General features: G+C 70.0%; 27 protein-coding genes. 24 read left to right on the forward strand and 3 right to left on the reverse strand.

Annotated features, from left to right (window positions below):
- Nucleotides 1-15: 15 nt before the first annotated feature.
- The 21 genes from ACYVGD_RS03340 (at nt 16) to ACYVGD_RS03440 (ending at nt 17,290) form a co-directional block, all read left to right on the forward strand.
- Nucleotides 16-936 (forward strand): phage major capsid protein, encoded by a 921-nt coding sequence (locus tag ACYVGD_RS03340; protein ID WP_460741569.1) that lies wholly within the window; start codon nt 16-18, stop codon nt 934-936.
- The gene (locus ACYVGD_RS03345; protein ID WP_460741570.1) at nt 936-1,298 is read left to right on the forward strand and encodes a Rho termination factor N-terminal domain-containing protein; all 363 of its coding nucleotides are present in this window, start codon (nt 936-938) and stop codon (nt 1,296-1,298) included. Before ACYVGD_RS03340 ends, ACYVGD_RS03345 begins: the two co-directional genes overlap by 1 nt.
- Nucleotides 1,299-1,316: 18 nt before the next feature.
- Entirely contained in the window at nt 1,317-1,733 is a 417-nt protein-coding gene (locus ACYVGD_RS03350; protein ID WP_460741571.1) for a hypothetical protein, read from the forward strand.
- Complete coding sequence (locus ACYVGD_RS03355) at nt 1,733-2,071, forward strand: hypothetical protein (RefSeq protein ID WP_460741572.1); 339 nt, start codon at nt 1,733-1,735, stop codon at nt 2,069-2,071. The genes ACYVGD_RS03350 and ACYVGD_RS03355 overlap by 1 nt, the downstream gene beginning before the upstream one ends.
- Nucleotides 2,068-2,277, forward strand: a complete 210-nt coding sequence (locus ACYVGD_RS03360) for a hypothetical protein (protein ID WP_460741573.1) — start codon at nt 2,068-2,070, stop codon at nt 2,275-2,277. Before ACYVGD_RS03355 ends, ACYVGD_RS03360 begins: the two co-directional genes overlap by 4 nt.
- A complete protein-coding gene (locus ACYVGD_RS03365) occupies nt 2,277-2,555 on the forward strand; it encodes a hypothetical protein (RefSeq protein ID WP_460741574.1) in 279 nt (92 codons plus the stop codon). The genes ACYVGD_RS03360 and ACYVGD_RS03365 overlap by 1 nt, the downstream gene beginning before the upstream one ends.
- Nucleotides 2,555-2,983, forward strand: coding sequence for a hypothetical protein (locus ACYVGD_RS03370; protein WP_460741575.1), 429 nt, complete (start codon nt 2,555-2,557; stop codon nt 2,981-2,983). The genes ACYVGD_RS03365 and ACYVGD_RS03370 overlap by 1 nt, the downstream gene beginning before the upstream one ends.
- Before the next feature lie 57 nt (nt 2,984-3,040).
- Entirely contained in the window at nt 3,041-3,628 is a 588-nt protein-coding gene (locus ACYVGD_RS03375) for a phage tail tube protein (protein WP_460741576.1), read from the forward strand.
- Nucleotides 3,629-3,755: 127 nt separating this feature from the next.
- Nucleotides 3,756-4,250, forward strand: a complete 495-nt coding sequence (locus tag ACYVGD_RS03380) for a hypothetical protein (RefSeq protein ID WP_460741577.1) — start codon at nt 3,756-3,758, stop codon at nt 4,248-4,250.
- Between the two features lie 32 nt (nt 4,251-4,282).
- The gene (locus ACYVGD_RS03385) at nt 4,283-4,585 is read left to right on the forward strand and encodes a hypothetical protein (RefSeq protein ID WP_460741578.1); all 303 of its coding nucleotides are present in this window, start codon (nt 4,283-4,285) and stop codon (nt 4,583-4,585) included.
- A 6-nt stretch (nt 4,586-4,591) separates the two neighbouring features.
- Nucleotides 4,592-9,151, forward strand: a complete 4,560-nt coding sequence (locus tag ACYVGD_RS03390; protein ID WP_460741579.1) for a peptidoglycan DD-metalloendopeptidase family protein — start codon at nt 4,592-4,594, stop codon at nt 9,149-9,151.
- Between the two features lies 1 nt (nt 9,152).
- Nucleotides 9,153-10,151: a hypothetical protein gene (locus ACYVGD_RS03395; protein ID WP_460741580.1), complete on the forward strand. Its 999-nt coding sequence runs from the start codon at nt 9,153-9,155 to the stop codon at nt 10,149-10,151.
- A 2-nt stretch (nt 10,152-10,153) separates the two neighbouring features.
- The gene (locus ACYVGD_RS03400; protein ID WP_460741581.1) at nt 10,154-11,308 is read left to right on the forward strand and encodes a Gp37-like protein; all 1,155 of its coding nucleotides are present in this window, start codon (nt 10,154-10,156) and stop codon (nt 11,306-11,308) included.
- Nucleotide 11,309: 1 nt separating this feature from the next.
- Nucleotides 11,310-12,386, forward strand: coding sequence for a hypothetical protein (locus ACYVGD_RS03405; protein WP_460741582.1), 1,077 nt, complete (start codon nt 11,310-11,312; stop codon nt 12,384-12,386).
- 10 nt (nt 12,387-12,396) lie between these two features.
- On the forward strand, nt 12,397-13,176 hold the full coding sequence (locus ACYVGD_RS03410) for a hypothetical protein (protein WP_460741583.1): 780 nt from the start codon (nt 12,397-12,399) through the stop codon (nt 13,174-13,176).
- Between the two features lie 19 nt (nt 13,177-13,195).
- The gene (locus ACYVGD_RS03415) at nt 13,196-13,540 is read left to right on the forward strand and encodes a hypothetical protein (RefSeq protein WP_460741584.1); all 345 of its coding nucleotides are present in this window, start codon (nt 13,196-13,198) and stop codon (nt 13,538-13,540) included.
- A gap of 35 nt (nt 13,541-13,575) precedes the next feature.
- Nucleotides 13,576-14,004 (forward strand): hypothetical protein, encoded by a 429-nt coding sequence (locus ACYVGD_RS03420; protein ID WP_460741585.1) that lies wholly within the window; start codon nt 13,576-13,578, stop codon nt 14,002-14,004.
- A gap of 4 nt (nt 14,005-14,008) precedes the next feature.
- On the forward strand, nt 14,009-14,302 hold the full coding sequence (locus ACYVGD_RS03425; protein WP_460741586.1) for a hypothetical protein: 294 nt from the start codon (nt 14,009-14,011) through the stop codon (nt 14,300-14,302).
- Nucleotides 14,268-15,119, forward strand: coding sequence for a collagen-like triple helix repeat-containing protein (locus ACYVGD_RS03430; RefSeq protein ID WP_460741587.1), 852 nt, complete (start codon nt 14,268-14,270; stop codon nt 15,117-15,119). The genes ACYVGD_RS03425 and ACYVGD_RS03430 overlap by 35 nt, the downstream gene beginning before the upstream one ends.
- A 58-nt stretch (nt 15,120-15,177) precedes the next feature.
- Nucleotides 15,178-16,932 (forward strand): peptidoglycan DD-metalloendopeptidase family protein, encoded by a 1,755-nt coding sequence (locus ACYVGD_RS03435; RefSeq protein WP_460741588.1) that lies wholly within the window; start codon nt 15,178-15,180, stop codon nt 16,930-16,932.
- Nucleotides 16,933-16,945: 13 nt separating this feature from the next.
- On the forward strand, nt 16,946-17,290 hold the full coding sequence (locus tag ACYVGD_RS03440; RefSeq protein WP_460741589.1) for a hypothetical protein: 345 nt from the start codon (nt 16,946-16,948) through the stop codon (nt 17,288-17,290).
- A 51-nt stretch (nt 17,291-17,341) separates the two neighbouring features.
- Here ACYVGD_RS03440 and ACYVGD_RS03445 read toward each other — a convergent pair whose 3' ends face one another.
- The 3 genes from ACYVGD_RS03445 to ACYVGD_RS03455 are packed head-to-tail and all read right to left on the reverse strand — an operon-like array spanning nt 17,342 to nt 18,575.
- A complete protein-coding gene (locus ACYVGD_RS03445; protein ID WP_460741590.1) occupies nt 17,342-17,890 on the reverse strand; it encodes a hypothetical protein in 549 nt (182 codons plus the stop codon).
- Nucleotides 17,887-18,240, reverse strand: a complete 354-nt coding sequence (locus ACYVGD_RS03450) for a hypothetical protein (RefSeq protein ID WP_460741591.1) — start codon at nt 18,238-18,240, stop codon at nt 17,887-17,889. The genes ACYVGD_RS03445 and ACYVGD_RS03450 overlap by 4 nt, the downstream gene beginning before the upstream one ends.
- Complete coding sequence (locus tag ACYVGD_RS03455; RefSeq protein ID WP_460741592.1) at nt 18,240-18,575, reverse strand: hypothetical protein; 336 nt, start codon at nt 18,573-18,575, stop codon at nt 18,240-18,242. The genes ACYVGD_RS03450 and ACYVGD_RS03455 overlap by 1 nt, the downstream gene beginning before the upstream one ends.
- A 537-nt stretch (nt 18,576-19,112) precedes the next feature.
- Here ACYVGD_RS03455 and ACYVGD_RS03460 point away from each other — a divergent pair.
- From ACYVGD_RS03460 to ACYVGD_RS03470, 3 genes are all read left to right on the forward strand, one after another.
- Nucleotides 19,113-19,784: a hypothetical protein gene (locus ACYVGD_RS03460; RefSeq protein WP_460741593.1), complete on the forward strand. Its 672-nt coding sequence runs from the start codon at nt 19,113-19,115 to the stop codon at nt 19,782-19,784.
- Nucleotides 19,785-19,884: 100 nt separating this feature from the next.
- Entirely contained in the window at nt 19,885-21,414 is a 1,530-nt protein-coding gene (locus ACYVGD_RS03465) for a golvesin C-terminal-like domain-containing protein (RefSeq protein ID WP_460741594.1), read from the forward strand.
- Between the two features lie 490 nt (nt 21,415-21,904).
- Nucleotides 21,905-23,020 (forward strand): glucosaminidase domain-containing protein, encoded by a 1,116-nt coding sequence (locus ACYVGD_RS03470; protein ID WP_460741595.1) that lies wholly within the window; start codon nt 21,905-21,907, stop codon nt 23,018-23,020.
- Nucleotides 23,021-23,035: the final 15 nt, after the last annotated feature.

Consider the following 23,035-nt stretch of genomic DNA (forward strand, 5'->3'; position numbering starts at 1 on the left):
GAGAGGGAGTGAACCATGCTCACCTACCCCGTGCCCGCGTCCGCCTACAACGGCGGCATGACGGCGGCTGAGGTCCTCGCGTTCCTCAAGTCGCCCACCCTCCTGGCCCGCCGCTTCGACGAGATCGTCGCCGCGCGGAACTTCCTGTCGCACTACGTGCTGCAGGGCCGCTACATCATGCAGGGCGGTGCCCTGGTCTACTTCCCCGACGAGGCCACCGAGGCCAAGGACGGCCCCGAGACCGTCGCCCCCGGCGCCGAGTACCCGCTCATCACCCTCGACCGCGACCAGATGCAGATCGTCGCGGCGATGAAGAAGGGCTTCGGCACCGAGTACACCGACGAGGAAGTCGGCCGCCTCCTGCTCGACCCCGTCGAGCGCGGCAACGCCCTCATGGCGAACAAGATGGTCTCCACGTTCGACGCGCTCGCCATGGGCGTCGTCCAGTCGGCCATCACCCAGACCCTCGCCGGTGGCTCGTGGTCCTCGGCCGCGCAGATCATCGCCGACGTCGAGGCCGCCAAGGCCGCGATTCGCTCGCTCAAGCTGGGCTACACCGCCACCGCGGTCGTCCTGACCGGGCCCCAGTGGGCCAAGGTCGCCGCGCCGCTGGTGTCGGTCCTGCCGCGCGAGGCGGGCAACCCCGTCGTCAGCGGTGGCGTGCCGAACATCCTCGGCCTCAACTGGGTCGTCTCCGACGACCTGCCCGCCGGCTGGGTGCCCACCGTGATCGACGTCGACAACCTCGGCGGCATCGGCCACGAGAACGTGCCGTCGCCGGAGTACCGCCAGCTGTCGGCCGCGAACGGGTCGAACATCGAGGTCGCGTCGTACCGCGAGAAGTACGACTCGACGCGCGTCCAGATCCGCAAGTGCGACGTGCCGGTCGTCCGTAACCCGAAGGCCGGCATCGAGATCACGGGGACGACGCTCTGATGGCCGCCTACGTCGTGACCGCCGCAGCGGTCCGCGTCGTCGTCGGCGCCTCCGCGCTCATCGTCGAGCAGGGCAACCGCCTGCCCGAGGGTGTGTCCCAGGACGAGCTCGAGCGGCTCGTCGAGAAGCAGATGGTCTCCGAGCTCGCCGACGGCGAGATCGCCACTCTCGACGTCGACAAGCTCGTCGTCACCGGCGAGGGCGACAAGCCCACGCCGGACGAGGGCGACGAGCCCGAGAAGTCCATCGACGACATGAACCTCGCCGAGCTCCGTGCGTACGCCGAGGAGCACGCCATCGACCTCGGTGGTGCGACCCGGAAGCCGGAAGTCGTCGAGGCCATCAAGGCCGCTCAGGCCTGACCCGTAGAGGAGCGAACCGTGGCACTCATCGATGAGGCGGACATCGCCTACCTGGGCGCGAAGAACGCCCAGACCATGGTCGAGGACTTCCTGGCCGAGGTGTCCCGGTTCGCTCCCTGCCTGCTCACCGAATCCGCCGATCCCGAGGACCTGGCGTACGCCAAGTCCGTCATCCGCAAGGCCATCGAACGCTGGCACGACATGCGCGCCCAGCTCGTGGCGTCCGAGTCCGCGGGCCGGCAGAACTACACCACCCGCCCCGCACAGCTCCCCGCGTACGCCACGAGCCGCTTCACCGAGGAGGAGAAGCGCGAGCTGGCCGCGCTGTGCACGGCACCCGTCGACACGGCCGTGCCCGGCCTGCCCCGCGGGTCGTTCCCGCCCGCAGGCGACTACGGTCACCTGTTCGCCCGCCCGCCCAGGGACCTGCCCTGATGGCCGCGTTCGAGCACGGCGAGACCGTGTACCGCATCCCGTACGCCGGGGAGCAGATGAACGACCAGCGCCGCCTGGTGAAGACGTACGGCCCCGAGGAACGCATCGACGGCGCCGGCCTCGACCCGGCCGTCACCACCGAGGTCAACGGCACCACCACCGTCTCCCCGGCCACGCTGTTCCTCGACCACGACCAGCCCGCCCACGAGCTCGACCGCTGGCGCATCCGCGGCGAGGTCTACGAGACCATCGGCGACCCCGACGCGGGCCGCATCGTCAACCACTTCACCGGACGCAAGTTCCGCCTCGAGGTGGAAGTCAGGAAGGTCACCGGATGAGCCGCCCCGCACCGACCGCGTTCACCGTCGTCGACGTCCACGGCAACGCGTTCCGCTTCGCCGACGCCGAGGTCGACCAGGTCGGCGAGTCCCTGTACGTCACCCGCGGGGGAGAGCAGGTCGCGATCTTCGCCGCCGGCGGCTGGACCTCCATCGTCGAGGACGCCGGCCTCGCCACCCAGCCCGGAGACCCGCTGGAGCGCTGATGGCGAACGGGCCCGTCACCATCACCGTCGGCAAGACGAAGCTCAACATCGCCGGCTTCCGCAAGCTCCGCACCAGCCCGGCCGCGAAGGCCCGCATCCACCGCGCCGCCGAAGGAATCGCCGCCGCGGCCGGTCCCGGGTTCGCCGCTGTCCCGCCCGAGAAGCAGTCGACCAACCGGTACCGCGAGACCGTCCAGCCCACCACGCCCGAAGCGCAGGAGCAGGACCTCCGCGACCTCACCCTGATCCGCGCCATCGACGGAGGACGGAGGGCCTGATGCCTCCCCAGCTGATCCCCCTCGACGTCGAGGCCACGATCAACGCGATCCTCCACCAGCTCCTCACCGCCGACCACCCCGACGTCACCGTCACCCCCGACCGGCCGTTCGCCGAGAACTGGTCCGAGCCGACCCTGCCCATCGTCCGCCTGACCGCCACCGGCGGCGCGGAACCCCACGCGGTCGTCCTCCACACCCCCACCATCGCCGGCGAGGTGTGGGCCGAAGACCCGTCCCTGGCGTCCCTCCTCGCCCGCGAGACCGTCGCCCACATCAACGCCCTGTCCGGCACCTACGAGGCGCCTCATGGGCCGGCACTCATCTACTCCGCCTCCGCGACCCTCCCGCGCTGGCTGCCGGACCCCCTCACCCAGTTCCCCCGGTACGTGTTCACCGGGCAGCTCACCGCACGCCTGGCTGGCGCGTGAGCCGACACCCCAGTCCGACCCGGGCCGGGGTACACACCCACATGAAGGAGAATCCCCATGGGACTCAATGCTCGCCAGGTCCGGGTCGCGCTCTCGGGCCGTGTCCTCTTCGACCCCGACCTCGACAGCCCGGACCCCACCGACCTCGCGGTCCCGGCCACCGCCATCGACCTCGGCTACACCACCGAGGATGGCGTCACGTTCAACTTCGGCCGTGAGGTCGAGGACATCATGGGTTGGCAGTCCATGGACCCGCTCCGGAAGCTCGTCACCGCCGAGCCCCGCTCTGCCTCGTTCAGCCTGCGCCAGATGGCCCGCGAGCAGTGGCTGGCGACCATGGGTGGCTCCATCTCCCAGCTCAAGGACGCTGGCAGTAACCCGGCCGCAGAGCCCGCGCTCTACCGATGGGAGCCCGACGAGGCCAAGATCCCCGAGGGCCGCCTCTACATCGACATGATCGACGGCGACGCGACCTACCGCTTCGGCTTCCGGCGTGCGCAGAACTCCGCCGAGGTCGAGTTCTCCCTCGTGCGGAACGACTCGATCGTCCTCCCGAACGAGTGGACCGCGCTGGCCACGGGCAGCGGCAAGAAGCCGTTCTTCATGGACACCAACGACCCCGCATTCGCGCCGACCGCGCCGTGAGACCGGGCCGGGCGGGCGTGTTCACGCTCAGGTTCTCCGCCCGCCCGGCCCTCCACCCCACCCCTGAACCTGAGCATCCAGCGCGTCACCACCAGGTGACGCGCTTCCTGTTTCCCGAAGGAGAACCATGAGCGAGAACAGCTTCACCCCCGACACCGGCACCACCGACCCCGGCGTCGCCCTCGACCAGGCACACGTCGACCTGAGCCAGTACGACCCCGACACCGAGACCCGCGCCCTGCTCGCGCCCAACGACAGCGGCTACGACGACACCGAGGACACCCGCAAGGCCCTCGCGAAGACCGCCGCCGGCGACGACACCAAGCAGCTGCAGGAGCGCATCCGCGTCTGGTACGAGGACGGCTCCAAGTCGAAGGGCATCAACCCCAACCGTCCCGCCGCGCTGCTGGTCTTCGAGGCCAAGTTCGGCCACGCCGAGCCGTCCGGCGTACGCGAGCTCATGTGGCTCGTCTGGCACATGCTCGGCCGCCCCGGCCCCAACGGCACGGCCCACCGCGCCACCGCCAGCGAGCGCGAGGAGGACTCCGCGTTCGACGACTGGTTCCTGTCGGTCGACGAGCTCGACCGCTACGCGGAGCCCCGGGGAAAAGCGAACGGCTGACCTCGCTGGCCAGGCTCTCCATCGCCACAGGGATGAGCCTGGCCGACCTCCTCGAGCTCGAAGTCGACGAGCTCGAGGAGGTCGCCGAGTTCGCACGCGAGCGAGACCAGCACAACGCCTGGGGCAACGTCGGTGAGCTCCTCGCCAAGCAGACCGAGCTCCTCGCCGCGATCCTCGCCCGCCTCAACGCCGGTGTGCCCGTCGTGCTCACCAAGCGGCCGGGGAAGGTCCGCGACCCGTACGAGGTCGAACGGCCCCCGTGGATGGCCGCCCCCGCGACGACCGAGCAGGTCATGACCCCCCGCGGGTTCTTCCAGATGATGCAAGGCAGGTGATGTGCGGTGACCGAGGCCATCGAGCTCGCGTCGACCTACGTGTCGGTCGGTATCTCGACCGAAGGTCTCGGCACCGCGATCACCTCCGACAAGGGCGGCATCGGGAAGGCGTTCGCCCGGCTCGGCGGGAAGGCCGGCACCGCGTTCAAGGGCCAGTTCGAGACCCAGTCCGCCGGCGCCACGAAGGCTGCCGAACGCGACCAGGACGCCCTCGCGAAGGCCGCCCAGACCGCTGTGGGGAAGGTCAAGGCCGCGCGCGACGCCGAGGCCGCCGCGAGCCGCAAGGTCGCCATTGAGGAGAAGAAGCTCCAGGAGCTCCGCGACGCCGGCGCGAAGGACTCCCAGATCCTCGTGGCCGAGGACCGCCTCGCGAACGCCCGCACCAAGCAGGCTCTCGCGACCCAGCGCACCGCCGGCGAGGTCGACAAGCTCAAGGCAGCCCAGAACGAGCTCAAGGCCGCGAACGCCCAGACCGCCCAGTCCGCGACCACGACGGCGTCGAAGGTGAAGTCGGCGTTCGCGTCGATCGGGTCGCCGTTCGCGAAGCTCGGCACCGAGTCCCGGCAGGCCGCCGCGCAGGTCGGCCGGAACCTGGCCGACTCCGTACGCCCAGCCACGACCGCGTTCTCCGGGCTCGTGTCGAAGGCCCGCACGTCCGCAGTCGAGGCCGGGCAGGCATTCGGGACCGGATTGTCGACCCGCGCCCGTACGGCGCTGTCCGGGCTCGACCCGTTTGGTGGGATCGTCAGCAAGGCCACCTCCTCGGCGACGAACGCCGCTACCGCATTCGGGTCGACGGCCAAGACCCGCATCACCACGATCCTGGCACCTCTGCAGCCGTTCGCGCCCGTCGTCGCCTCGGCCCGCTCTGCCGCCGGGGACGCCGGGCAGGCCCTCGTCAACGGCATCACCAGCCGCGTACGCACCGGACTGTCGGCACTGAACCCGCTCTCCGCCCTGTCCGGCCGTGCCCGCGGCGAAGGGGACGAGGCCGGCCAAAACTTCGTGACCGCCGCGACCGCCCGCATCCGTGGCGGACTCGGAGGACTCAATCCGTTCAGCGGCCTCCGCACACAAGCCGCCGCCGCCGGCGTTCAGTCCGGCGAGTCGATCACCGGCGGGATCCACGGCAAGGTCAAGGGCGGCCTCGGCGCGCTCGGCGGCACGCTCAAGATGGGCCTCATCGGTGCCGCCGCCGCGGCTGGCGCCGCCGTCGGTGCCGCGTTCACCTCGTCCATCGATGCCGCGTCGAAGCTCGAGCAGTCCATCGGCGGCGTCGGCGCCATCTTCAAGCAGAACGCCGGCGTCATCGACGCCGCCTCGCAGAAGGCCGCGACCGGGTTGGGCCTGTCCCGCAACGCCTACAACGAGCTCGCCACCGTCGTCGGCGCCGGCCTCAAGAACAAGGGCATCACCGACTTCACCGGCGAGACGCAGAAGCTCATCGGGCTCGGCGCCGACCTCGCCGCCCAGTTCGGCGGGTCCACGCAGGAAGCCGTCGAGGCTATCTCGTCACTCATGCGTGGCGAGGCGGACCCCATCGAGAAGTACGGCGTCGCGATCAACGAGACTGCGATCAACGCCGAGCTCGCCGCCCGCGGCCAGTCCAAGCTCGAAGGCGCCGCACTGGAGCAGGCCAAGGCGCAGGCCCGCCTCGCCGTGCTGTTCCGTCAGACCAAGGACGCCCAAGGTGCTTTCGCCCGCGAGAGCGATACGTTCGCCGGGAAGCAGCAGCGTGCAGCCGCCCAGTGGGAAGACCTCAAGACGAAGATCGGCGGCGCGTTCCTGCCCGCCATGTCGTCGGCGATGGGCTTCATCTCGGCCAAGGGCGTGCCCGCCATCGAGGCGTTCGGCAAGGCCGCCGCCGGCGTGTTCGACATGTTCAAGACCGGCGACTTCAACGCCGACAACTCGCCGTTCGGGATCGACGAGGACAACGCCGCGATCGGCATCATCTTCACCCTCCGCGACGCGTTCCTCACCGCCAAGCAGGCCGTGTCCGAGTTCTGGGCCGGGTGGACGCTCCCCGCGGACTTCCCGCGCGAGGACCTCGAGGGCATGGTCCTCGTCGGCTCGAGCCTCCGCGACACGCTCTCCCAGGTCGGCGCCACCGTCCAGTCGCAGCTCATGCCGATTCTCGCCCAGATCGGGACCCTGTTCGGCACTGTCCTCAAGCCTGCGTTCGACTCGCTGTGGCAGTCGGTGCAGATCAACGTCATCCCCGCGTTCATGGGGCTCGTCGGCGCCGTGATGAACATCTACAACACCGTCGGCCCGATCATCTCCCAGCTCGTCGGCACGATCGTCGGCCAGTTCCAGGAGCTGTCCCCGCAGATCAACGGCGCGATGACGATGGTCGGGCAGATCATCGGCGGCGCGATGAACCTGATCTCGACCGCCGTCGGGCTCGTCCTCGGCATCATCCGCGGCCTGTGGTCGATGTGGGGCGACAACATCCTCGCTCTCATCCGCATCGTGATGTCGACGGTGATGGGCGTGATCGGCGGCGCCCTCAACATCGTCCAGGGCATCATCCGCACGGTCATGGCCCTCATCACCGGGGACTGGCAGGGCGCCTGGAACGGCGTGCTTCAGATCCTCTCCGGCATCTGGGACGTCATCAAGGCCGTCGTCAGCGGCGCGATCGCCGCGGTCCAACAGGTCCTCCTCATGGCCTGGGACGCGATCAAGGCCGGACTCTCCGCGTTCGGGTCGTTCATCACCGGACTCTGGACCGGGCTGTGGAACGGCATCAAGTCGTTCCTCATGACTCGATGGTTCGAGATCCAGATGTTCCTCGTCACCGGCCGCCAGTTCGTCGAGGGCATCTTCGACGGGATCCGCAACACCGTCCAGGCCATCTGGAACGGGCTGTGGGACTTCGTCAAGCGCGTCGGGAACGACTCGATCGAGTGGGTCAAGGGCACGATCGACCGCGGCCTCAACGCCGTGAAGGCCTTCTTCCAGAGCGGCGTCGACGGCATCGGCCGGATCTGGGACGGGCTGAGGAGAGCCGCCGGCGACCCTGTGCGGTTTGTCATCGACACGGTCATCAACAACGGCATCATCAAGGGCTGGAACGAGCTGGCGGGGCTGCTGAAGCTCGACAACCTCAAGATCAAGCCTGTCTCCGTGCCCGGCTTCTGGCGCGGTGGCGTACTGCCCGGGCCGGGTGTCAGCAGCGGCGACGACATGCTCGTCATCGACCGTGCGGGCCGCCCCCAGGCCACGGTCGCCTCCGGTGAGCCGGTCATCTCCCGCCGCCAGTACGCCCGCAACAAGCCGGTCGTCGACGCCATCATGGCTGGCCGGAAGCTCCCCGGCTTCTTCCTCGGCGGCACCCTGCCCACCCCCGGCCCCGTACGCCCCCACCGTCTGCCGTACTACGGGGCGACGTGGGCCGGCGACATGGGCCTCGGCATGGGCTCGCCGATCTACGCCTGGAAGGACGGCGTGGTCGCCAACGTCTCGCACAAGAACGTCAGCTACGGCAACGAGACGAACATCAACCATGCCGGCCAGTCCACGAAGTACGCGCACCAGAGCGTGATCCTCGTGCGGCCCGGCGACGTGGTGAAGGCCGGCCAGCTCATCGGCCGGATCGGCTCGACCGGCAAGTCGACCGGACCGCACCTCCACTTCGAGGTCCGCGGAGGCAATGTCAACGCCGCGGACGCGGGCGGTAGCAGCGGCGGGTTCAGCCCGCTGGCGGCGATGATGGGGTGGGTCACTGACAAGCTGGCGTCGCCGGTCCGGTCGCTCATCGACAAGATCCCCGGCGCGGGAATGTTCGTCGACGTCGCCAAGGGCATGGGCACGCGCCTGCTGGACTCGGCGGTCGAGAAGATCAAGACGTTCCTGCCGGCCGGCGCCGATCCCGGCCTGTCCGGGCCTGCCGCGCCCGTGTCGGGGTCGCAGTGGCAGGTCGCCGAAGCGCTGATGAAGGCCGGCAAGGCCCTGGGCGCGAACCGTCAGGCGATGAAGATCGCGCTGATGACGGTCATGCAGGAATGCTCGATGCAGCCCGACTACACGACCGACGAGAACGGCGACGCCGGCCTGTTCCAGAACCGGCCCGGCCGCGGCGACGGCACCATCGCGCAACTCAACGACCCGTACTACGCGCTGCGGCTGTTCCTGTACGGCAAGCGGATGCCCGGCGGAGGGAAGCTGCCGTCGCTCTACGACCAGCCGAACTGGGCGACCAAGCCGGAGTGGCAGGCGGCCGCGTGGGTGCAGCGCCCGTACAAGCCGTACGAGCCGTACTACCAGAAGCACGCTGGCTGGGCCGACAGCGCCCTGGCGAAGTTCGGCTACTGGCGGGGGACCGACTCCGCCGCCTCCGGGTGGGCCCTCATCGGCGAGCGGGGCCGCGAGCTCGTCCACATGGGCGGCGGGGAGACCGTGCTGAACAACCGCAACACTGAGGCCCTGCTCCGCGGCGACCTCACGGGCGAGACGAAGATCGTCATCGAGGGCAACGTCGGATGGGACCCCGATGAGCTGGCGCACGAGCTCGAGAAGCGTCGACGCCGCGCGATGAAGCGCGCTGGGATGGGAGTCTGACATGGCGATCGTCGCGCTGGGGCAGAGCACGCTGGTCAACCCGCCGGACGGGACCCCCACCCTGCCCGTGGCACGGTCGGAGTGGCAGGGCCTCGGCGTCGAGTGGCGGTCCGACAACGGCGACGTCTTCGACCTCGTCGGCCGGGGTATCGCTCTTCGGCGGGCGGGTGTCGAGGGGCTGCTCATGCCCAAGGTCGACCGCCGGCGTACGACGTCGCCCGGCCGCCACGGGGCGATCCTCCGCGGCTGGCGGGTCCCGCCCCGCGAGGCGTTCTGGCCGTTGCACGTGTGGTCGGACATCTCGTCGACTGACTGGCTGGCCATCGACCGGCGGTTCTGGGCATCACTTCACCCCGACATCGGCGGCTGGTGGCGGATCACCACTCCCGGCGGTGACTATCGAGAACTCAGGCTCTTCTACGCCGATGCCGACAACGCCCTCGACCACGACCCGGCCGCGCACGGCTGGACGAACTACGGGGTCACGCTCGAGGCGCCGTGGCCGTTCTGGCAGGGCCCCGTCCGCGCGCAGCAGTTCGCGCCGCCGACTCAGAGGAACTTCTTCGGCGGCGGCGCTCTGCCCGTCAGCGAGTGGACGCAGCGCGGCGCCGCAGCGCCGTTCTGGATCAGCGCGTCTCAGTCGGTCATCGACACCACGGTCACCAACCCCGGCGACCTTCCGGCATGGCCCACATGGCGGATCCACGGCCCATTCACTGAGGCCGGAATCATCCTCGACGGCCACGAGATCCACTGGCCCGACAGCTCCGACTTCGAGGCAGCCGGCGCGGACGAGGGGTTGGAGATCGTCACCGACCCCGCCGGCCCGTCGGTGCGCCGGTTCGGCCCCGAGGGCCTGAGGGAGAACCTGATCCACCGCCTCGACCGGCGCGACTTCGCACCGATCCCGGCGGGTGATCACGTGCCGTTCACCGTCATCCTGGCGGGCGCCGGGTGGATCGAGCTCGGATTCCGCCCCAACTACCTGAGGGCGTGGTGACGATGGATGACGTGCGCGTCGAGGTCTGGGGGGACATCCCCGGGCATGGTGCCGGGCTGCTCGGCATGGTCGCACTTCCCGAGAAGGTCTCGGGGAGCGTGCGCGTGAACGCGGTCTCTGACCTGGACGTGACCGTGGCCTCCGACGATCCGATCACCGATGCGCTCGTGCGCCCGGACGCATGGCTGGAGGCGTACGTGCGCGGTGCCAGGGTCTTCACCGGGCCGGTCGAGGAGACCCGCACCATCGGCCCGTACGGGTCGGTCGAGGTCCGATGCTCATCGCACCTGCGCGCACTGTGGCGGTGCATCGTCGAGCCGGGCAAGAAGGTCGGCGCGGCCACGGCGGGAGGGGCCGAGACCTACAGGCGTGACGCCGAGTACTGGACGCTCACGGGCCCAGCCGAGACCGTCCTCAAGCGGTATGCGGCCGCGGCGACCGGCTCCACCCTGAAGGTCCGCCCCGACCGGGGCCGAGGGGGCACGATCACCGCGTCGATGCGCATGCACGAGCTCGGCCACGACCGATTCCTGCCGCTGGTCACCGGCGCCGGGCTGGTCGTCACGATCACCCCCGGCAACCCCGCTGTCGGTGAGGACCCCGCTGATCGGTGGCTAGACGTGGTCGAGGCCGTACGCCATCCGGTGCCCGTCACCGACGGGTCCGGCGCCATCGCATCGTGGACGCTCGTCGAGAAGCGTCCCCGGGGCTCCGGTGTCATCCTCGGCGGGCAAGGGGAGGCTGTCGATCGGGCGTTCGCACGTGCCACCTCGACCACGACCGTGGCTCCCGACGACCGAGGGGTTTCGTTCAAGGACGCGCGGTCGACGGCGGATGCGACCGACATGGCGGGTGAGGCCACGGCAGAGGCGAACCTGCTGGCCGCCACGCAGCGCAGCCTGTCAGCCACCCTCGCCGAGAGCGACGTCCTCCGCTTCGGCGCCACCTTCGCCGTCGGCGACTTCCTCACCTGCGAGCTCATGGCGGGCACAGTCACGATCACCGAGCAGGTCACCGAGGTCGAGATCGACTGGACCGCCGCCGACGGCCTGGTCTGCACCCCCCACATCGGCGACATCGAGGACGACTCGTCCCAGGACATGGCCCGCGTGTTCGCTGGCATGAACCGCCGCCTCGGCGGCCTCGAGAGGAGATGACATGGCGTACACCGCAACCAAGTCGTACGGCTATCCCGGCAGCATGCCGACCGACGCGTACTCGCGTGCGAGTGTGTTTTTCGGGTCCGACTATGCGGTCGGCGGGCCGGGTGACCTCAAGATCACCCCGACGGCCGGGGACCGTGCCGTCTCCATCGCCGCCGGCACCGCGTACGGCAAGGGCATCATGGACGTTTTCGACGCGGGGACGCTGTCGCTGCCGTCGGTGGCCTCCGGCCAGCAGTGGTTTGCGATCGTCGCCCGTCGGGACTGGGCGTCACTGACCGGGTCGACGACGATCGACTACCGGCCCGGCGACCAGTTCGACCGTCTCCCGACCCTCGACAAGCTGTCGGCGACGATGCTCAAAGACGACCAGCCGTTGGCGCTGGTGCAGGTGGTCGCCGGACAGACGCATGTCGGGACGATCATCGACCTCCGTTCGTTCCCGTCGAAAGTCGCCGTCATCGGTGACCTGCGCGGCTGGCCCGACGCGCCGGTGGGCGCACGCGCCATCGTCAACGACGTCGAGTACCGGCGCGTTCTGGACCGCAACTCCCAGCCCGTGTGGGCGCCATCGGCCGCACGTACCTGGCGCGGACAGATCTGGAACGGCCAGGCAGACGGCGCATCGGTCGCGCCAGGACGGTCGATGCTCGCCCCGCCGATCCGGCAGGCAACCGGCGAGCTCGCACGCTGCACGACGATGGACCCCGGCCCGGCCTGGAGTGGCGCGGGGAAGGCGATGACGCCGCCGACCCCCGGCACGTACCGGTTGACGTGGCGCCCCAAGTGGGTGGGCGCATCTGACCCGACCGCGCTCGCCTGGGCGCAGATCCGGGTGAATCCGAAGTTCGACCCGCAGGGCTGGGACGCGGGCGATCCGATGCGCGCCGACATCGGCATGCGCATCGCCGAGGACGTCGCCCCCATGAACGGATCCATCCCCAGCGCCGACGCCGAGTACGAGTTCGGCCCCGGTGACCGGTTCCTGCTGCTGACCTGGCATGACGCGACGACCGCGAAGCTCGCCTGGTATCCGGTCCACTCGTGGTTCTCCATGACCCGCCTGTCCTGAGAGGTCTCACATGCCTGACTACACCTACCGCGGGATCCCGCTCTACGACCCCCTGACCAACACCCTCATCAAGAACGCGAGCGTCAGCTTCGTGGACCGTAACACCGGCGCGGAGCAGCCTGTGACGACCCTGGCCGGGGTGGCGACCCAGCTCACGTCCAACGACGTCGGGATCGTCCCTGACTTCAAGGCCCCCATCGACCGGGGGGACCTGGTGTCGGGCGAGTTCTCGACACCGATCACCTCGGAGGAGGCGTGGGTGTCGGTGCTCGACCCGAGGCTGACCGACGCTCGCGAGCCGACGAGCCACACCCACCGGATGTACGAGGTGGAGGGGCTGAACTCGCGCACGATCGGTGCGGGGGCGGGGCTCACCGGCGGCGGTGACCTGTCGGCGAACCGCACCCTCGCGGCACATTTTGGGGGGTCGGGGTCGGCCACGACCGTGGCGCGGTCGGATCACTCCCACCAGCCCCAGACTGTCGGCAACATCCTGACCGCTGTGTCGCCGTGGCGGACGCCCGGAAATCAGGTACTGAAAAGCGTCGGCGCCGTCAAGTGCTTGACGTTCACCTTGAACCCTGAGGACCCGCCCGGAGTCGGAGACCGCAGGGTCGCCACGTCGAGCGTGAAGCCATCCGTTGGCGCGGTGGGGACGTGGGCCATACAAGGCGGCGGCAACAACGGAGCTGTTTTTCTCGCCGCTGACGGGTCTCTCTGGCTCAAGGTGGACGTGGCATTCACCGGCACGAACCGCGTCCTCGACTGCACCATCACCTGGATCGACTGAACACAAAGGAGAACACATCATGACCGCACCGACACTCACCCAGATTAATCTCGCACGTGAAGATGAGGGGCTGCGCTCCCGCATCCATCTCGCCATGGAGGCAGCGGGCCACAGCACCTACGATGCCGCCCCCATCGTGCGTGTCCTCGCCGTCGAAACCACCGACGACGGCGGTGGTCCGATCACCATCGCCGGGGCCTACGACTATCAGTGGGGGCAGGCCCTCAAGTCGCTGGCCGCCGAGGGTGTGCCGTCACGTGCCCGCGTCGCGGCGCGTCTCGCGCAGGTCGGCACCGATCCCGCAGCCATCACTGACGGCACAATCCAGCGCGCCGTTGCCGCTGTCCTTTCGGTCCAGTCCTGACCCCATACCCGACGTGCTCGCCAAGGACTGAGCCGATGTCCCTGACCGTTGATCTCGCGCACCGGCGGCGGCTCCTCGAGCGCATCACCGTCGGCCTCGTCATTGCCCATCTCGGGATGGCGGTGCTCCACGTCGTCGGGCGCGCCGTGCCCGCCGTCCCCCCACTCGACGCGCCCCTCCAGATCGTCGGGTTCGTACGCCACGCCGGCCTCGTCCACTGGGCGTGGTGGCATCTCGTCGCCGCAGCCGCGATCGTCGCAGCGCGCTCCATCCGATCCTCCCGGGCCTGCTCGATCGCGTCGTCGCTGTCCGCCATGGTCTGGATCGCCTGGGGCGTCCTGATCACCGCCTGGGCTTGGTGGTCCGTGCCGCCCACCAGCCTCGTCGCGCCGCTCCTCATCGCGGTGCTCGCTGTCCCGACGGCACTGACAGTTTCGGGGGCGTGGATCGACCGAGAGGACTGAGCCCGTGGTCGATGTGCAGACCGTCACCAACATCGCCCTCGGAGTGCTCCTCGCGATCGGGGTCTTCGCCCAGCAGTGGGACAAGCGCCAGCGCAAGGAGAGGCGGGACACCGCCGAAGAGAACCAGCGCCTCCGCGACTACAAGACCGACTCGACCGAGTACATCCTCACCCTCCTCGCCGCGCAGCGCGCCCACAACGCGGCGCAGCACCCCGACGGGGCGTCCGCGATGCCCGTCATGCCCATCCCAGAGAGGCTCCGCCATGCCATCGACCCAGCCCGAGAGCTCGACTCCTGACCACGAGGACGACCGCGACCAGGCCGTCCGCACCCAGAAGCGGCTGAACATGCTGGTCGTCGCGCTCGCCATCGCCATCATCGTCATCCTCGGCTACGTCCTCCTCCCGCGCGAGCAGGAGAAGGCCCAGCAGGGGAGGGTGACGGCTGAGCAGGTCCTCGCGCTGTGCGCCCAGGACACAGAGGAGGCCCGCAAGCTCCGAGACCAGGGCGTCTGCCAGCAGGCCAAGAAGACCGTCGAGCAGGTCCCCGGACAGGTGGGTCAGGCAGGCCCTCCCGGGCCCGTGGGGCCGGCCGGTCCGTCCGGCCCCCCCGGCGAGTCCGTGATGGGCCCTCCCGGGCCCGCCGGTCCGGGAGGCGCGGCCGGCATCGCGGGGGAGCAGGGACCAGCCGGTCAGGCCGGCGCGCCCGGGCAGCAGGGCCAGACGGGCGCGCCCGGTGAAGTCGGCCAGCCCGGCACCGCCGGCGCACCCGGAACGAACGGCGCCAACGGCAAGGACGGCCCGCCCGGTCCCGCAGGCAGCGACGGCCAGTCGATCACCGGCCCTGCAGGACCGCAGGGCGATCCCGGCCCTCCTGGGCCGCAGGGCGATCCCGGGATCGCCGGCCCGCAGGGCGTGCCGGGGCGGGGGATCGTCGGCCTCGTCTGCGACACCGCTGGACGCTGGCAGGTCACCTACACCGACGGCGCGACCACCGACGCCGGCCAGTGCCTCATCATCCCTGCCACCACCCCGGCCCCGGCCCCCGCACCGGCTGCCCCGCTCGCGAAGCGCGCCACGAGCACAACCTCGCGTACGCCCACCCCGACCCGCTGACCCACCCCTCGAGGCCCCGCCACCCGGCGGGGCCTTTCGCATGCCCGAGGAGAGACCCATGGCACGAATCCCGACCCCGCAGGAGCTCGTCGACATCGCCCGGGCCACCGGGCTCCCTGTCTACGAGCCCGAGGGCTGGCAGCGTCGCTGTCGGTGCTGCCCCGACACCCAGCCCCACGACCCCGACGGCCCGTTCATCCGAGGCTTCGGCCCGTGGCACGGCGTCACCGTCCACCACACCGCCGGCAAGACCCTCACCGGACGCGCCGCCGAGGCGTACTGCTCCGCCGGCGGCTGGCTCACCGTCGGCCCCGACACCGCCCCGGGCCCGCTGTGCCACTACGCCATCGACGGTGACGGCCGGATCCTCATGGTCGGCGCCGGCCGCTGCAACCACGCCGGCGCCTGCAGCTCGAAGGCCGTCGACATGATGAAGGCCGCCGCGTTCTCCCTCGATGGCTCACAGAACGTCCGCGGACAGGCCGTCGACGCCAACGCGGTCACCGTCGGCATCGAGATCATGGCCGAGGGCGAGCCGAGTGCCGTCCAGCGCGCCTCCGCCGTCAAACTCTGCGCCGCGCTCGCCCGCGCCCGCGGCTGGACAGGCCAGGAGGTCCACGGCCACGGCGAGATCTCCGACTCCCGCAGGTTCGACGACCCCGGCCTCGACATGGGCCGCTTTCGCCGCGACGTCATGGCCGCCGTCAAGGGCGACGTCCCCCGCCCACCCGCACACACTCAGGAGGTAACCGTGGAAACACCTGTCGGCCGTATCGGAGAACGCTGGCTGGAGCTGGGCGGGGTCGCGTCCCCGCTCGGCGTCCCGACCGGCCCCGAAGTCAAGACCTCGCGCGGCGCGTACACGCCGTTCGAGCGGGGCGTGATGATCTGGTCCCAGAAGACCGACGCCCACCCGAACTACGGGCGGATCCGGGAGGCGTTCGCCCGTCACGGGTTCGAGGGCGGCCACCTCGGCTACCCGACCTCCCCGGAGGTCCCGATCAAGGGCGGCGGCCGCGTCCAGCGCTTCGAGTGCGGGCTCATCTACTGGTCCGGCCGCGCCGACATCGCCTACGCCGTATATGGAGCCATCGAGCAGGCGTACGCTCGCCTCGGCTGGGAGAACGGCCCCCTCGGCTACCCGACGAGTGACGAGTTCGGCACCAAGGGCGGCCGCGTCCAGCGCTTCGAGGGCGGGACCGTCTACTGGTCCCCGACGACCGGCGCGTGGCCCGTCTGGGGCCTCATCCTCGACCAGTACGCCCGCGACGGCTGGGAGAACGGACGCTGGGGCTACCCGAACGGTCCCGAGCGCAAGACCCCGAACGGGTGGGCCCAGCCGTTCCAGGGCGGCCTCATGGAGATCGCGCCGCCCCCGCCCGCCCCGGCGGCGAGCAAGTACCGGCGCCCGATCGACGACCCGCGACGCTTCCCGATCACCTGTCCGTACGGCAAGCCCGGGTCCACGTGGGCCGCCGGGTTCCATCCGGGCGTCGACATCGGCTGCCCCGTCGGAACCCCGGTGCGGGCCGTCGCGGCTGGCAACATCCGCACCGAGGCCCGCGGCGGGTGGGGGCCGGCGTACGGCACCCAGGTCATCATCTCCGACGACGAGCCCGGTGATGCCGGCTCGGACTGGATGTACGCCCACCTGTCGAGGGTGACCGTCCGCGAGGGACAGCACGTCGAGGCTGGCGAGATCATCGGCTACTCCGGTGACACCGGCCACACCTTCGGACCTCACCTCCACGTCGAACGACGTCCCCGCGGCGGCGCGTACGGGACCTTCCGCAACCCGAACGTCTGGCCCTGAAAGGAGCCCATCCATGAATCGTGAACCCGCTCTCACCACCGGCACGGTGACCGCGCTCGTCGCGGCGGTCGTCGTCCTCCTCATCGCGTGCGGCGTGCCCATCACCGAGGAGCAGAAGCTCGCCATCCTCGGCGTGATCGCCGCTGCGTCGCCCGTCGTCGGTGCGGTCCTCACCCGCCCCCAGGTCACGCCGAACGCGGCCGTCGTCGAGCGCGTCGACGCCGACGGCCTGGTCCGCGCCGGTGAGGGCTCCGAGCTGGAGACCGGCACCACGATCCGTGAGGCCGGCTCACTGGACGCCGACATTGGCGGCTGGGATGGCGTGGAGGACACGCCACGCCGCGCCGCGGGCGAGTAGCCCGGAGGACGACCCGCGCCCCCACCCGATCACCGGGTGGGGGCGCTCTCGTCATTTCTCGGGGTACCGGCGGAGCCGACCTTGGACTGCTCCCTGCGACACCCCACACGCTCGAGCGATCGCGTGGGCACCCAGCCCCGTCTCGGCCATGACGCGACGCGCCCGCACCACCCACCCTTCGATGTCGTACCAGTCGCCCAGCGATGCGGCTTGCTCTGGCGTGAGGTCCCGACGGCGGCTCGCCGCAGCGCGCGACTTCCCGGCGATGGCCCCGGCCCTGAGCGGCCGCCCCAGGGATGCCTTCGTCGCTTCCCCGGGCGTACGCACTTCGGCCAGTAGCGGCTCCCGCCAGGACCGGCCCTTCTCCCACGCCTCAGACATGGCCGCCGACGCGTCGGCAGAGACGAGGCGGACAACCCGGGCGAGGCCGTGGGCCTCTCGGTAGTCCTCGGCCGTGGCGTACCCGTGCGCCATGCGGGCGTGCGTCGCGAGATGGCGTACGCCCTTCCCGCAGTCGTGGCAGATCAGCCGCCCGTCGGTGTCCGTGTCGAGCATCCCGTAGCGGCCGTGGCCATCGGGCGCACCGTACGCGGGCCTCACCCCAGCGCCTTGTCGATGGTCGGGCGCGACAGGCCGGTGCGACGGTGGATGTCGATCTTGGGGGAGGTCTGCGCCTCGGCGATCAGCGCGCCGGTGCGTGCGGCGTGCGCGAGCATCGCCCGACGGTGAGCCGTGTCGTAGGCAGCCGCCAGTTCCTCCAGTTGCAAGTCGCCGAGGATGAGCTGCGCCGCAGCGGAGAGGGCTGCCTCGCGTTCCTCGGCAACGTCGGACGGCTCCCCGTCCGCGGGCACCGGGTAGCGTCTCTCGATCGCCGTGGCGGCGCGGTCGATGCGGTCGCGCTGCTCGTCGGTGGCCTCGACGTCTCCCAGCCATGCGTCCATGTTGTTCATCAGATCTCCTCGTCAGCGTGCCAGGCGAGCTCTTCCATGTCGTCGGCCACCGCGCCGCCGACGGCCTGTGCGAACGCGAGCCCCTCGGGGGTGCATGCCGCTGCGGGGGCGTGCTGGATGAGAGGGAGCATCTCGGCGGCGGCCTCGTAGAGGCTGCGGGCGATGCCTTCGCCGCGGCGGTCGCGGTTGACCTCGATATTCATGATGATCTCGCGCTCGACGTCGACGTACAGCTCGCCGATGCGCTCGCGGTCCTCGATGGCGAACCAGCGGTGGAGGATGTCGGACTCGCCGTAGTAGGTGCCGGTGCTGTACTCGATGTCGTACGTGCTCATACCTACAGTAAACCCGGTTTACATACTCGTGTCAACCCCGTTTACATACCGCTTGGTGGGGTCGCCGTCTTGCCTGGGGGGTGGACGGAAACTGGACGCAATGAATCCGACGGAGTGCACCGATGTTCACCTCAGTACACGACAGTTCCCCCGCCGCAGCACGTTCCGTCGACATCGGTCACCGATGGCCACCGCTCCTCAATACACGACCCTAGAACATCAGCTTCCCAAGCTGAATACGCGGGTTCGATTCCCGTCATTCGCTCCCGATAGGGAGATCCCGGGCCGTCAGGGCCCGGGATCTTCGTCGTTCCAGGGAGTTCTCCGGCGAAACAGGCGTCGTTGTTTCGACCACCCGGGTGGACATCCCTGTAGGCCCGGTGGCACGCGCCACGCGCCGTGCGGGCTACCGTGCCCGAGCCGTCGTCTCGGAACCTTCCATGGCCGTGGGGCCGCCGATTGGGCGTTCGAACAGGTGCCGTGGCTTATCCTTCTGCGCAATCTTGGGACGACAGCCGGCTCGGCGACAGGGGGGACATGGGTACGCAGTGGGTGCACAGCACCGGCCGGCTCGCGTCCGGCCGTCCCCACGCCCTGCAGCCCGCGTTCGACCCCGACCGCACCCTGGTGCGCGTGTCGCCCCAGACCACCGCGTCGCCGCGCACGCAGGCCATGCCGGCGTACGATCCGCCGCCGATGCCTGTGGTGAACCCCCGCCTGCCGGAGGTCGACGCGCGCGGTCGGTTCGTGCGGCCGTGGGAGGTCAAGGCCTCGGCGCTGTGTGGGGCGGCCGCCGGTGTCGCCGTCGCGGCGGTCGTGGCCGGACAGCTGTGGGGCGTGACCCGCGGCATACACCTGTTCTCCCCCGTCACCGCCGAGGTCGCGCGTGCGACGCGGCTCGACCTGGTCAGCTGGGCCTCGATGCTGCTGGAGGGCACGTCGGCGGCGGTGCTGGTCGTCGGTGCCCTCGCCTGCCTGCTGGTGCTCATCGCCTTCGGCCTGTACGCGGAACGCGTCCTTAACGGACGTGGTCGTGCGCGTTTCGTGGCGCTGGCCGCCCTGGTGCTGCTGGTGCCGCTGCTCGCCGTGAGCCGGGTGTGGGCGCCGCTGGCGCTGGTCCTGGCGGCGTCCAGCATCGTTCTCGCGATGCTTCCCCGATCGGGCGTGTGGTTCGGTCGCCGTCGGGTCGTCGCGCCGCCCAAGCGCTGAGGAATCTTCCGCGGGAATCTTCCATCCGGCGGGGCTTTCCCGGCGCTGGGGCCTCTGTTTGGCTGAGGGCACATCCCTTCAGCACCTCCAGGAGCCAACCATGTCCGACCTCGTCCTCTCCCGCCGCTCCGCGCTCGGCATCGGCGCCGGCCTCGGTGTCGCCGGTGTCGCCGGTTTGACCGTCCCCACCGCGTTCGCGGCACCGACCCCCGCCGCCGATCGTGCCTTCACGTCCGCGGCCAGGCGCTACGACGTCCCCCGCGAGATCCTCCTCGCCGTCGCCCTGGCCGAGACCGGCCTCGAGACCCCGCAGTCCCCGTCGAAGATCGGTGCCAACGGCATCACCGGCCTCAAGCAGGCCGCCGGTGACAACTCCGTCGCCGAGGCCGCGCGCCTCACGCGGACGACCGAGGACAAGGTCAAGACCGACGAGACCGCCAACATCATGGGTGCCGCGGCGCTCCTGTCGCAGATCGCCGCCCAGCTCCGCCTGTCGCCGGCCGCCCGCCGGAACCTGGACGCCTGGCACCCGGTCCTGCTGCGCTACTCGAAGGCGTCCACGCCGCTGGCCGGTATGAAGTACGCCGACGGCGTCTACGACGCCCTCGCCCAGGGTGGCGGCGGCGCCGGCGGCAACCTCGCCGCGCGCTCCACCGAGCCCGACCGTGTCGCCAGCATCGCGGCCGTCGGCGGCTCCGAGCGCCTCGCGATCGCGGCGGCCGAGCAGGCCACCAACGCCATCTGGGTCCCGGCCAGCACCAGCAACTACACGGTTGCCAACCGCCCGTCGTCGAACGCCATCAAGTACGTCGTCATGCACGTCACCCAGGGCTCGTACGCCGGCGCGATCAGCTGGTTCCAGAACCCGGCCGCCCAGTCGTCGGCCCACTACGTCATCCGTTCCAGCGACGGCCAGGCCACCCAGATGGTCCGCCACAAGGACATCGCCTGGCACGCCGGCAGCTGGTCCTACAACCAGCAGTCGATCGGCATCGAGTGCGAGGGCTGGATCGACCAGCCGAAGTGGTTCACCGACGCCATGTACCGCTCGGCGGCCAACATCGTGCGTGACATCTGCAAGACCTACGGCATCCCGATGGACCGCAGGCACATCGTCGGCCACATCGAGGTGCCGGGGGCGACGCACACCGACCCGGGCAAGTACTTCGACTGGACGAAGTTCATGAACATGGTCAGGGGCACCACCACCCCGCCCGCGTGGTCGCAGACCGTCGACAACACCACCGCCGGTCGTTTCAGCGCGTCGGACAACTGGGGCACGTCCTCCTACTCCGACCAGAAGTTCGGTGAGAACTACCGCTTCGCCCAGCCGAAGGAAATCTCCGACCCGGCCTGGTACAAGTTCGCCGTGCCCGCCGCCGGCAAGTACCGCGTCGACGCCCGCTACCCGTCGGGCACCGGCTACAACTCGGCCGCGCCATACCTGATCTCCACCACCTCGGGCATGAAGACCATCGCCGTCGACCAGACGACCGGTGGCGGCGCTTGGAAGACGCTGGGCACGTTCGCGCTCGCCGCGGGTGACCAGAACATCGTGGGTGTCAGCCGCTGGACGCGTTCGGCCGGCCTGATCCTGGCCGACGCCGTGCGCCTCACGCGCGTCTCCTGATCCAGCTCCGACGCGTACGCGAGCCCCGGGCCGGTGGTCCGGGGCTCGTGCGCGTCCGGGTGGCTGGGACAGTGGTCGCATGATCACCGCGTGCACGGTGCCCGGGGCCGATCCGGTGATGGTCGACCAGACCCGCCATGCCACCCCGTGACGGTGACCCTCAACCCTAGATCAAAGGTTGACGGCAACTTGCGAAGATTCCGCTGGGCAAATGACAGAAGTGTGATTCTTGGGTCCAAGATGTTCGCAAGAACACCTGTGTATCGATGAATTCCCTTGCCACCCGCGCATCCTTGGCGAATCCTCCGAGAACTCGTTGCGCGGGCCGCGGCCACGGGCCGAGCGTACGGGGCAGGTGTGACACCTGTGACGCCGGTGGCCGCTGGGGCTCCGCTCTCCCTAACGTCTCGACCAGCGCATGCATGAACCGCCTCACTTTCCCCGAGCCGCATGCGCGTCCGAGGCGAGTTCTTGGCGAGAGGAGGTCCCGATGCGGGAACCCCGGCAGTACCCCCGTTCGGCCGTCATCGCGACGGCCACAGCGATCGTCGTCGGCACCTTCGGCGTCGCGCTCCCGTTCACCAACGTCCAGGTCGACCGTGACGCGTACGCCGCCAACGGCGTCGACACCTCCAGCCAGAAGGCCTTCATCCGGTCCGTCGCCCCCATGGCGCAGGCCGCCCACGACAAGTACGGGGTCCCCGCCTCGGTGTCCATCGCGCAGTCGATCATCGAGTCGGGCTGGGGCAAGTCGGGTCTCACCACCAAGTACAACGCCTACTTCGGTATCAAGTGCTCCAAGTCCGGCACGTACGCCACCGGCTGCGTCTCCATGCGCACGATGGAGTACGACGGCCGCGGGATGATCACCGACGGCTTCCGCACGTACGCCAAGCCGATCGACTCATTCCTCGACCACGGCCAGTTCCTCACGATCAACACCCGGTACGCCAAGGCGTTCAACTACAAGAACGACCCCGACCAGTTCCTGCGCGAGGTCCACAAGGCCGGGTACGCGACCGATCCCCAATACTCGGCAACGATTATCAACACGATGCGTGCGTACAACCTTTACGCGTACGACACCCGGGCCACCCCGACGACCAAGGCCCCGACGACCAAGGCCCCGACGACCAACGCCCCCAGTAGCCCGGTGGCAGCGCCGTCCACACCGGCAACGACGCAGCCGGTGAGTGCGACCCCGACTGCTACGCCTACCTCGACCGCTTCGCCCACCCCGACCGCTTCGCCCACCCCGACCGCTTCGCCCACCCCGACCGCTACGCCCACCTCCACCGCTACGCCCACTGCGACGGCGAGTCCCTCGCGTACGTCGAGCGCGACACCGACCCGGACGGCCACACCATCGGCCCCGCGTACGGCCACGCCGAACGTCTCGGTGACCGGCACGTCGTCGCACACGGCGCTGCCGAAGGCGACCCAGACGATCCAGCCGGAACAGCCGAAGGACCCGAACGTTTTGGAGATCCCGAAGTCGAAGAGCGCCACGCCGGTCCCCGTGCCGGTCCCGATCGACGAGCCGGTGGGAGACATGGGCCCGGCGCCCAAGCACGGGTCCGGCGGTTTGGCCAGCACCGGCGCCTGACCGACGCGGTGCGAC

The organism is Mariniluteicoccus endophyticus, assembly GCF_054780035.1.

What these genes read in the sequence shown, in the direction of transcription:
- ACYVGD_RS03345 (WP_460741570.1), top strand. Translation starts at nt 936, where the DNA reads ATGGCCGCCTACGTCGTGACCGCCGCAGCGGTCCGCGTCGTCGTCGGC.
- ACYVGD_RS03430 (WP_460741587.1), top strand. Translation starts at nt 14,268, where the DNA reads ATGCCATCGACCCAGCCCGAGAGCTCGACTCCTGACCACGAGGACGAC.
- ACYVGD_RS03365 (WP_460741574.1), top strand. Translation starts at nt 2,277, where the DNA reads ATGGCGAACGGGCCCGTCACCATCACCGTCGGCAAGACGAAGCTCAAC.
- ACYVGD_RS03370 (WP_460741575.1), top strand. Translation starts at nt 2,555, where the DNA reads ATGCCTCCCCAGCTGATCCCCCTCGACGTCGAGGCCACGATCAACGCG.
- ACYVGD_RS03340 (WP_460741569.1), top strand. Translation starts at nt 16, where the DNA reads ATGCTCACCTACCCCGTGCCCGCGTCCGCCTACAACGGCGGCATGACG.
- ACYVGD_RS03360 (WP_460741573.1), top strand. Translation starts at nt 2,068, where the DNA reads ATGAGCCGCCCCGCACCGACCGCGTTCACCGTCGTCGACGTCCACGGC.
- ACYVGD_RS03375 (WP_460741576.1), top strand. Translation starts at nt 3,041, where the DNA reads ATGGGACTCAATGCTCGCCAGGTCCGGGTCGCGCTCTCGGGCCGTGTC.
- ACYVGD_RS03380 (WP_460741577.1), top strand. Translation starts at nt 3,756, where the DNA reads ATGAGCGAGAACAGCTTCACCCCCGACACCGGCACCACCGACCCCGGC.
- ACYVGD_RS03410 (WP_460741583.1), top strand. Translation starts at nt 12,397, where the DNA reads ATGCCTGACTACACCTACCGCGGGATCCCGCTCTACGACCCCCTGACC.
- ACYVGD_RS03455 (WP_460741592.1), bottom strand. Translation starts at nt 18,575, where the DNA reads ATGAGCACGTACGACATCGAGTACAGCACCGGCACCTACTACGGCGAG.
- ACYVGD_RS03450 (WP_460741591.1), bottom strand. Translation starts at nt 18,240, where the DNA reads ATGAACAACATGGACGCATGGCTGGGAGACGTCGAGGCCACCGACGAG.
- ACYVGD_RS03470 (WP_460741595.1), top strand. Translation starts at nt 21,905, where the DNA reads ATGCGGGAACCCCGGCAGTACCCCCGTTCGGCCGTCATCGCGACGGCC.
- ACYVGD_RS03395 (WP_460741580.1), top strand. Translation starts at nt 9,153, where the DNA reads ATGGCGATCGTCGCGCTGGGGCAGAGCACGCTGGTCAACCCGCCGGAC.
- ACYVGD_RS03415 (WP_460741584.1), top strand. Translation starts at nt 13,196, where the DNA reads ATGACCGCACCGACACTCACCCAGATTAATCTCGCACGTGAAGATGAG.
- ACYVGD_RS03355 (WP_460741572.1), top strand. Translation starts at nt 1,733, where the DNA reads ATGGCCGCGTTCGAGCACGGCGAGACCGTGTACCGCATCCCGTACGCC.
- ACYVGD_RS03435 (WP_460741588.1), top strand. Translation starts at nt 15,178, where the DNA reads ATGGCACGAATCCCGACCCCGCAGGAGCTCGTCGACATCGCCCGGGCC.
- ACYVGD_RS03420 (WP_460741585.1), top strand. Translation starts at nt 13,576, where the DNA reads ATGTCCCTGACCGTTGATCTCGCGCACCGGCGGCGGCTCCTCGAGCGC.
- ACYVGD_RS03465 (WP_460741594.1), top strand. Translation starts at nt 19,885, where the DNA reads ATGTCCGACCTCGTCCTCTCCCGCCGCTCCGCGCTCGGCATCGGCGCC.
- ACYVGD_RS03405 (WP_460741582.1), top strand. Translation starts at nt 11,310, where the DNA reads ATGGCGTACACCGCAACCAAGTCGTACGGCTATCCCGGCAGCATGCCG.
- ACYVGD_RS03385 (WP_460741578.1), top strand. Translation starts at nt 4,283, where the DNA reads ATGAGCCTGGCCGACCTCCTCGAGCTCGAAGTCGACGAGCTCGAGGAG.
- ACYVGD_RS03440 (WP_460741589.1), top strand. Translation starts at nt 16,946, where the DNA reads ATGAATCGTGAACCCGCTCTCACCACCGGCACGGTGACCGCGCTCGTC.
- ACYVGD_RS03400 (WP_460741581.1), top strand. Translation starts at nt 10,154, where the DNA reads ATGGATGACGTGCGCGTCGAGGTCTGGGGGGACATCCCCGGGCATGGT.
- ACYVGD_RS03460 (WP_460741593.1), top strand. Translation starts at nt 19,113, where the DNA reads ATGGGTACGCAGTGGGTGCACAGCACCGGCCGGCTCGCGTCCGGCCGT.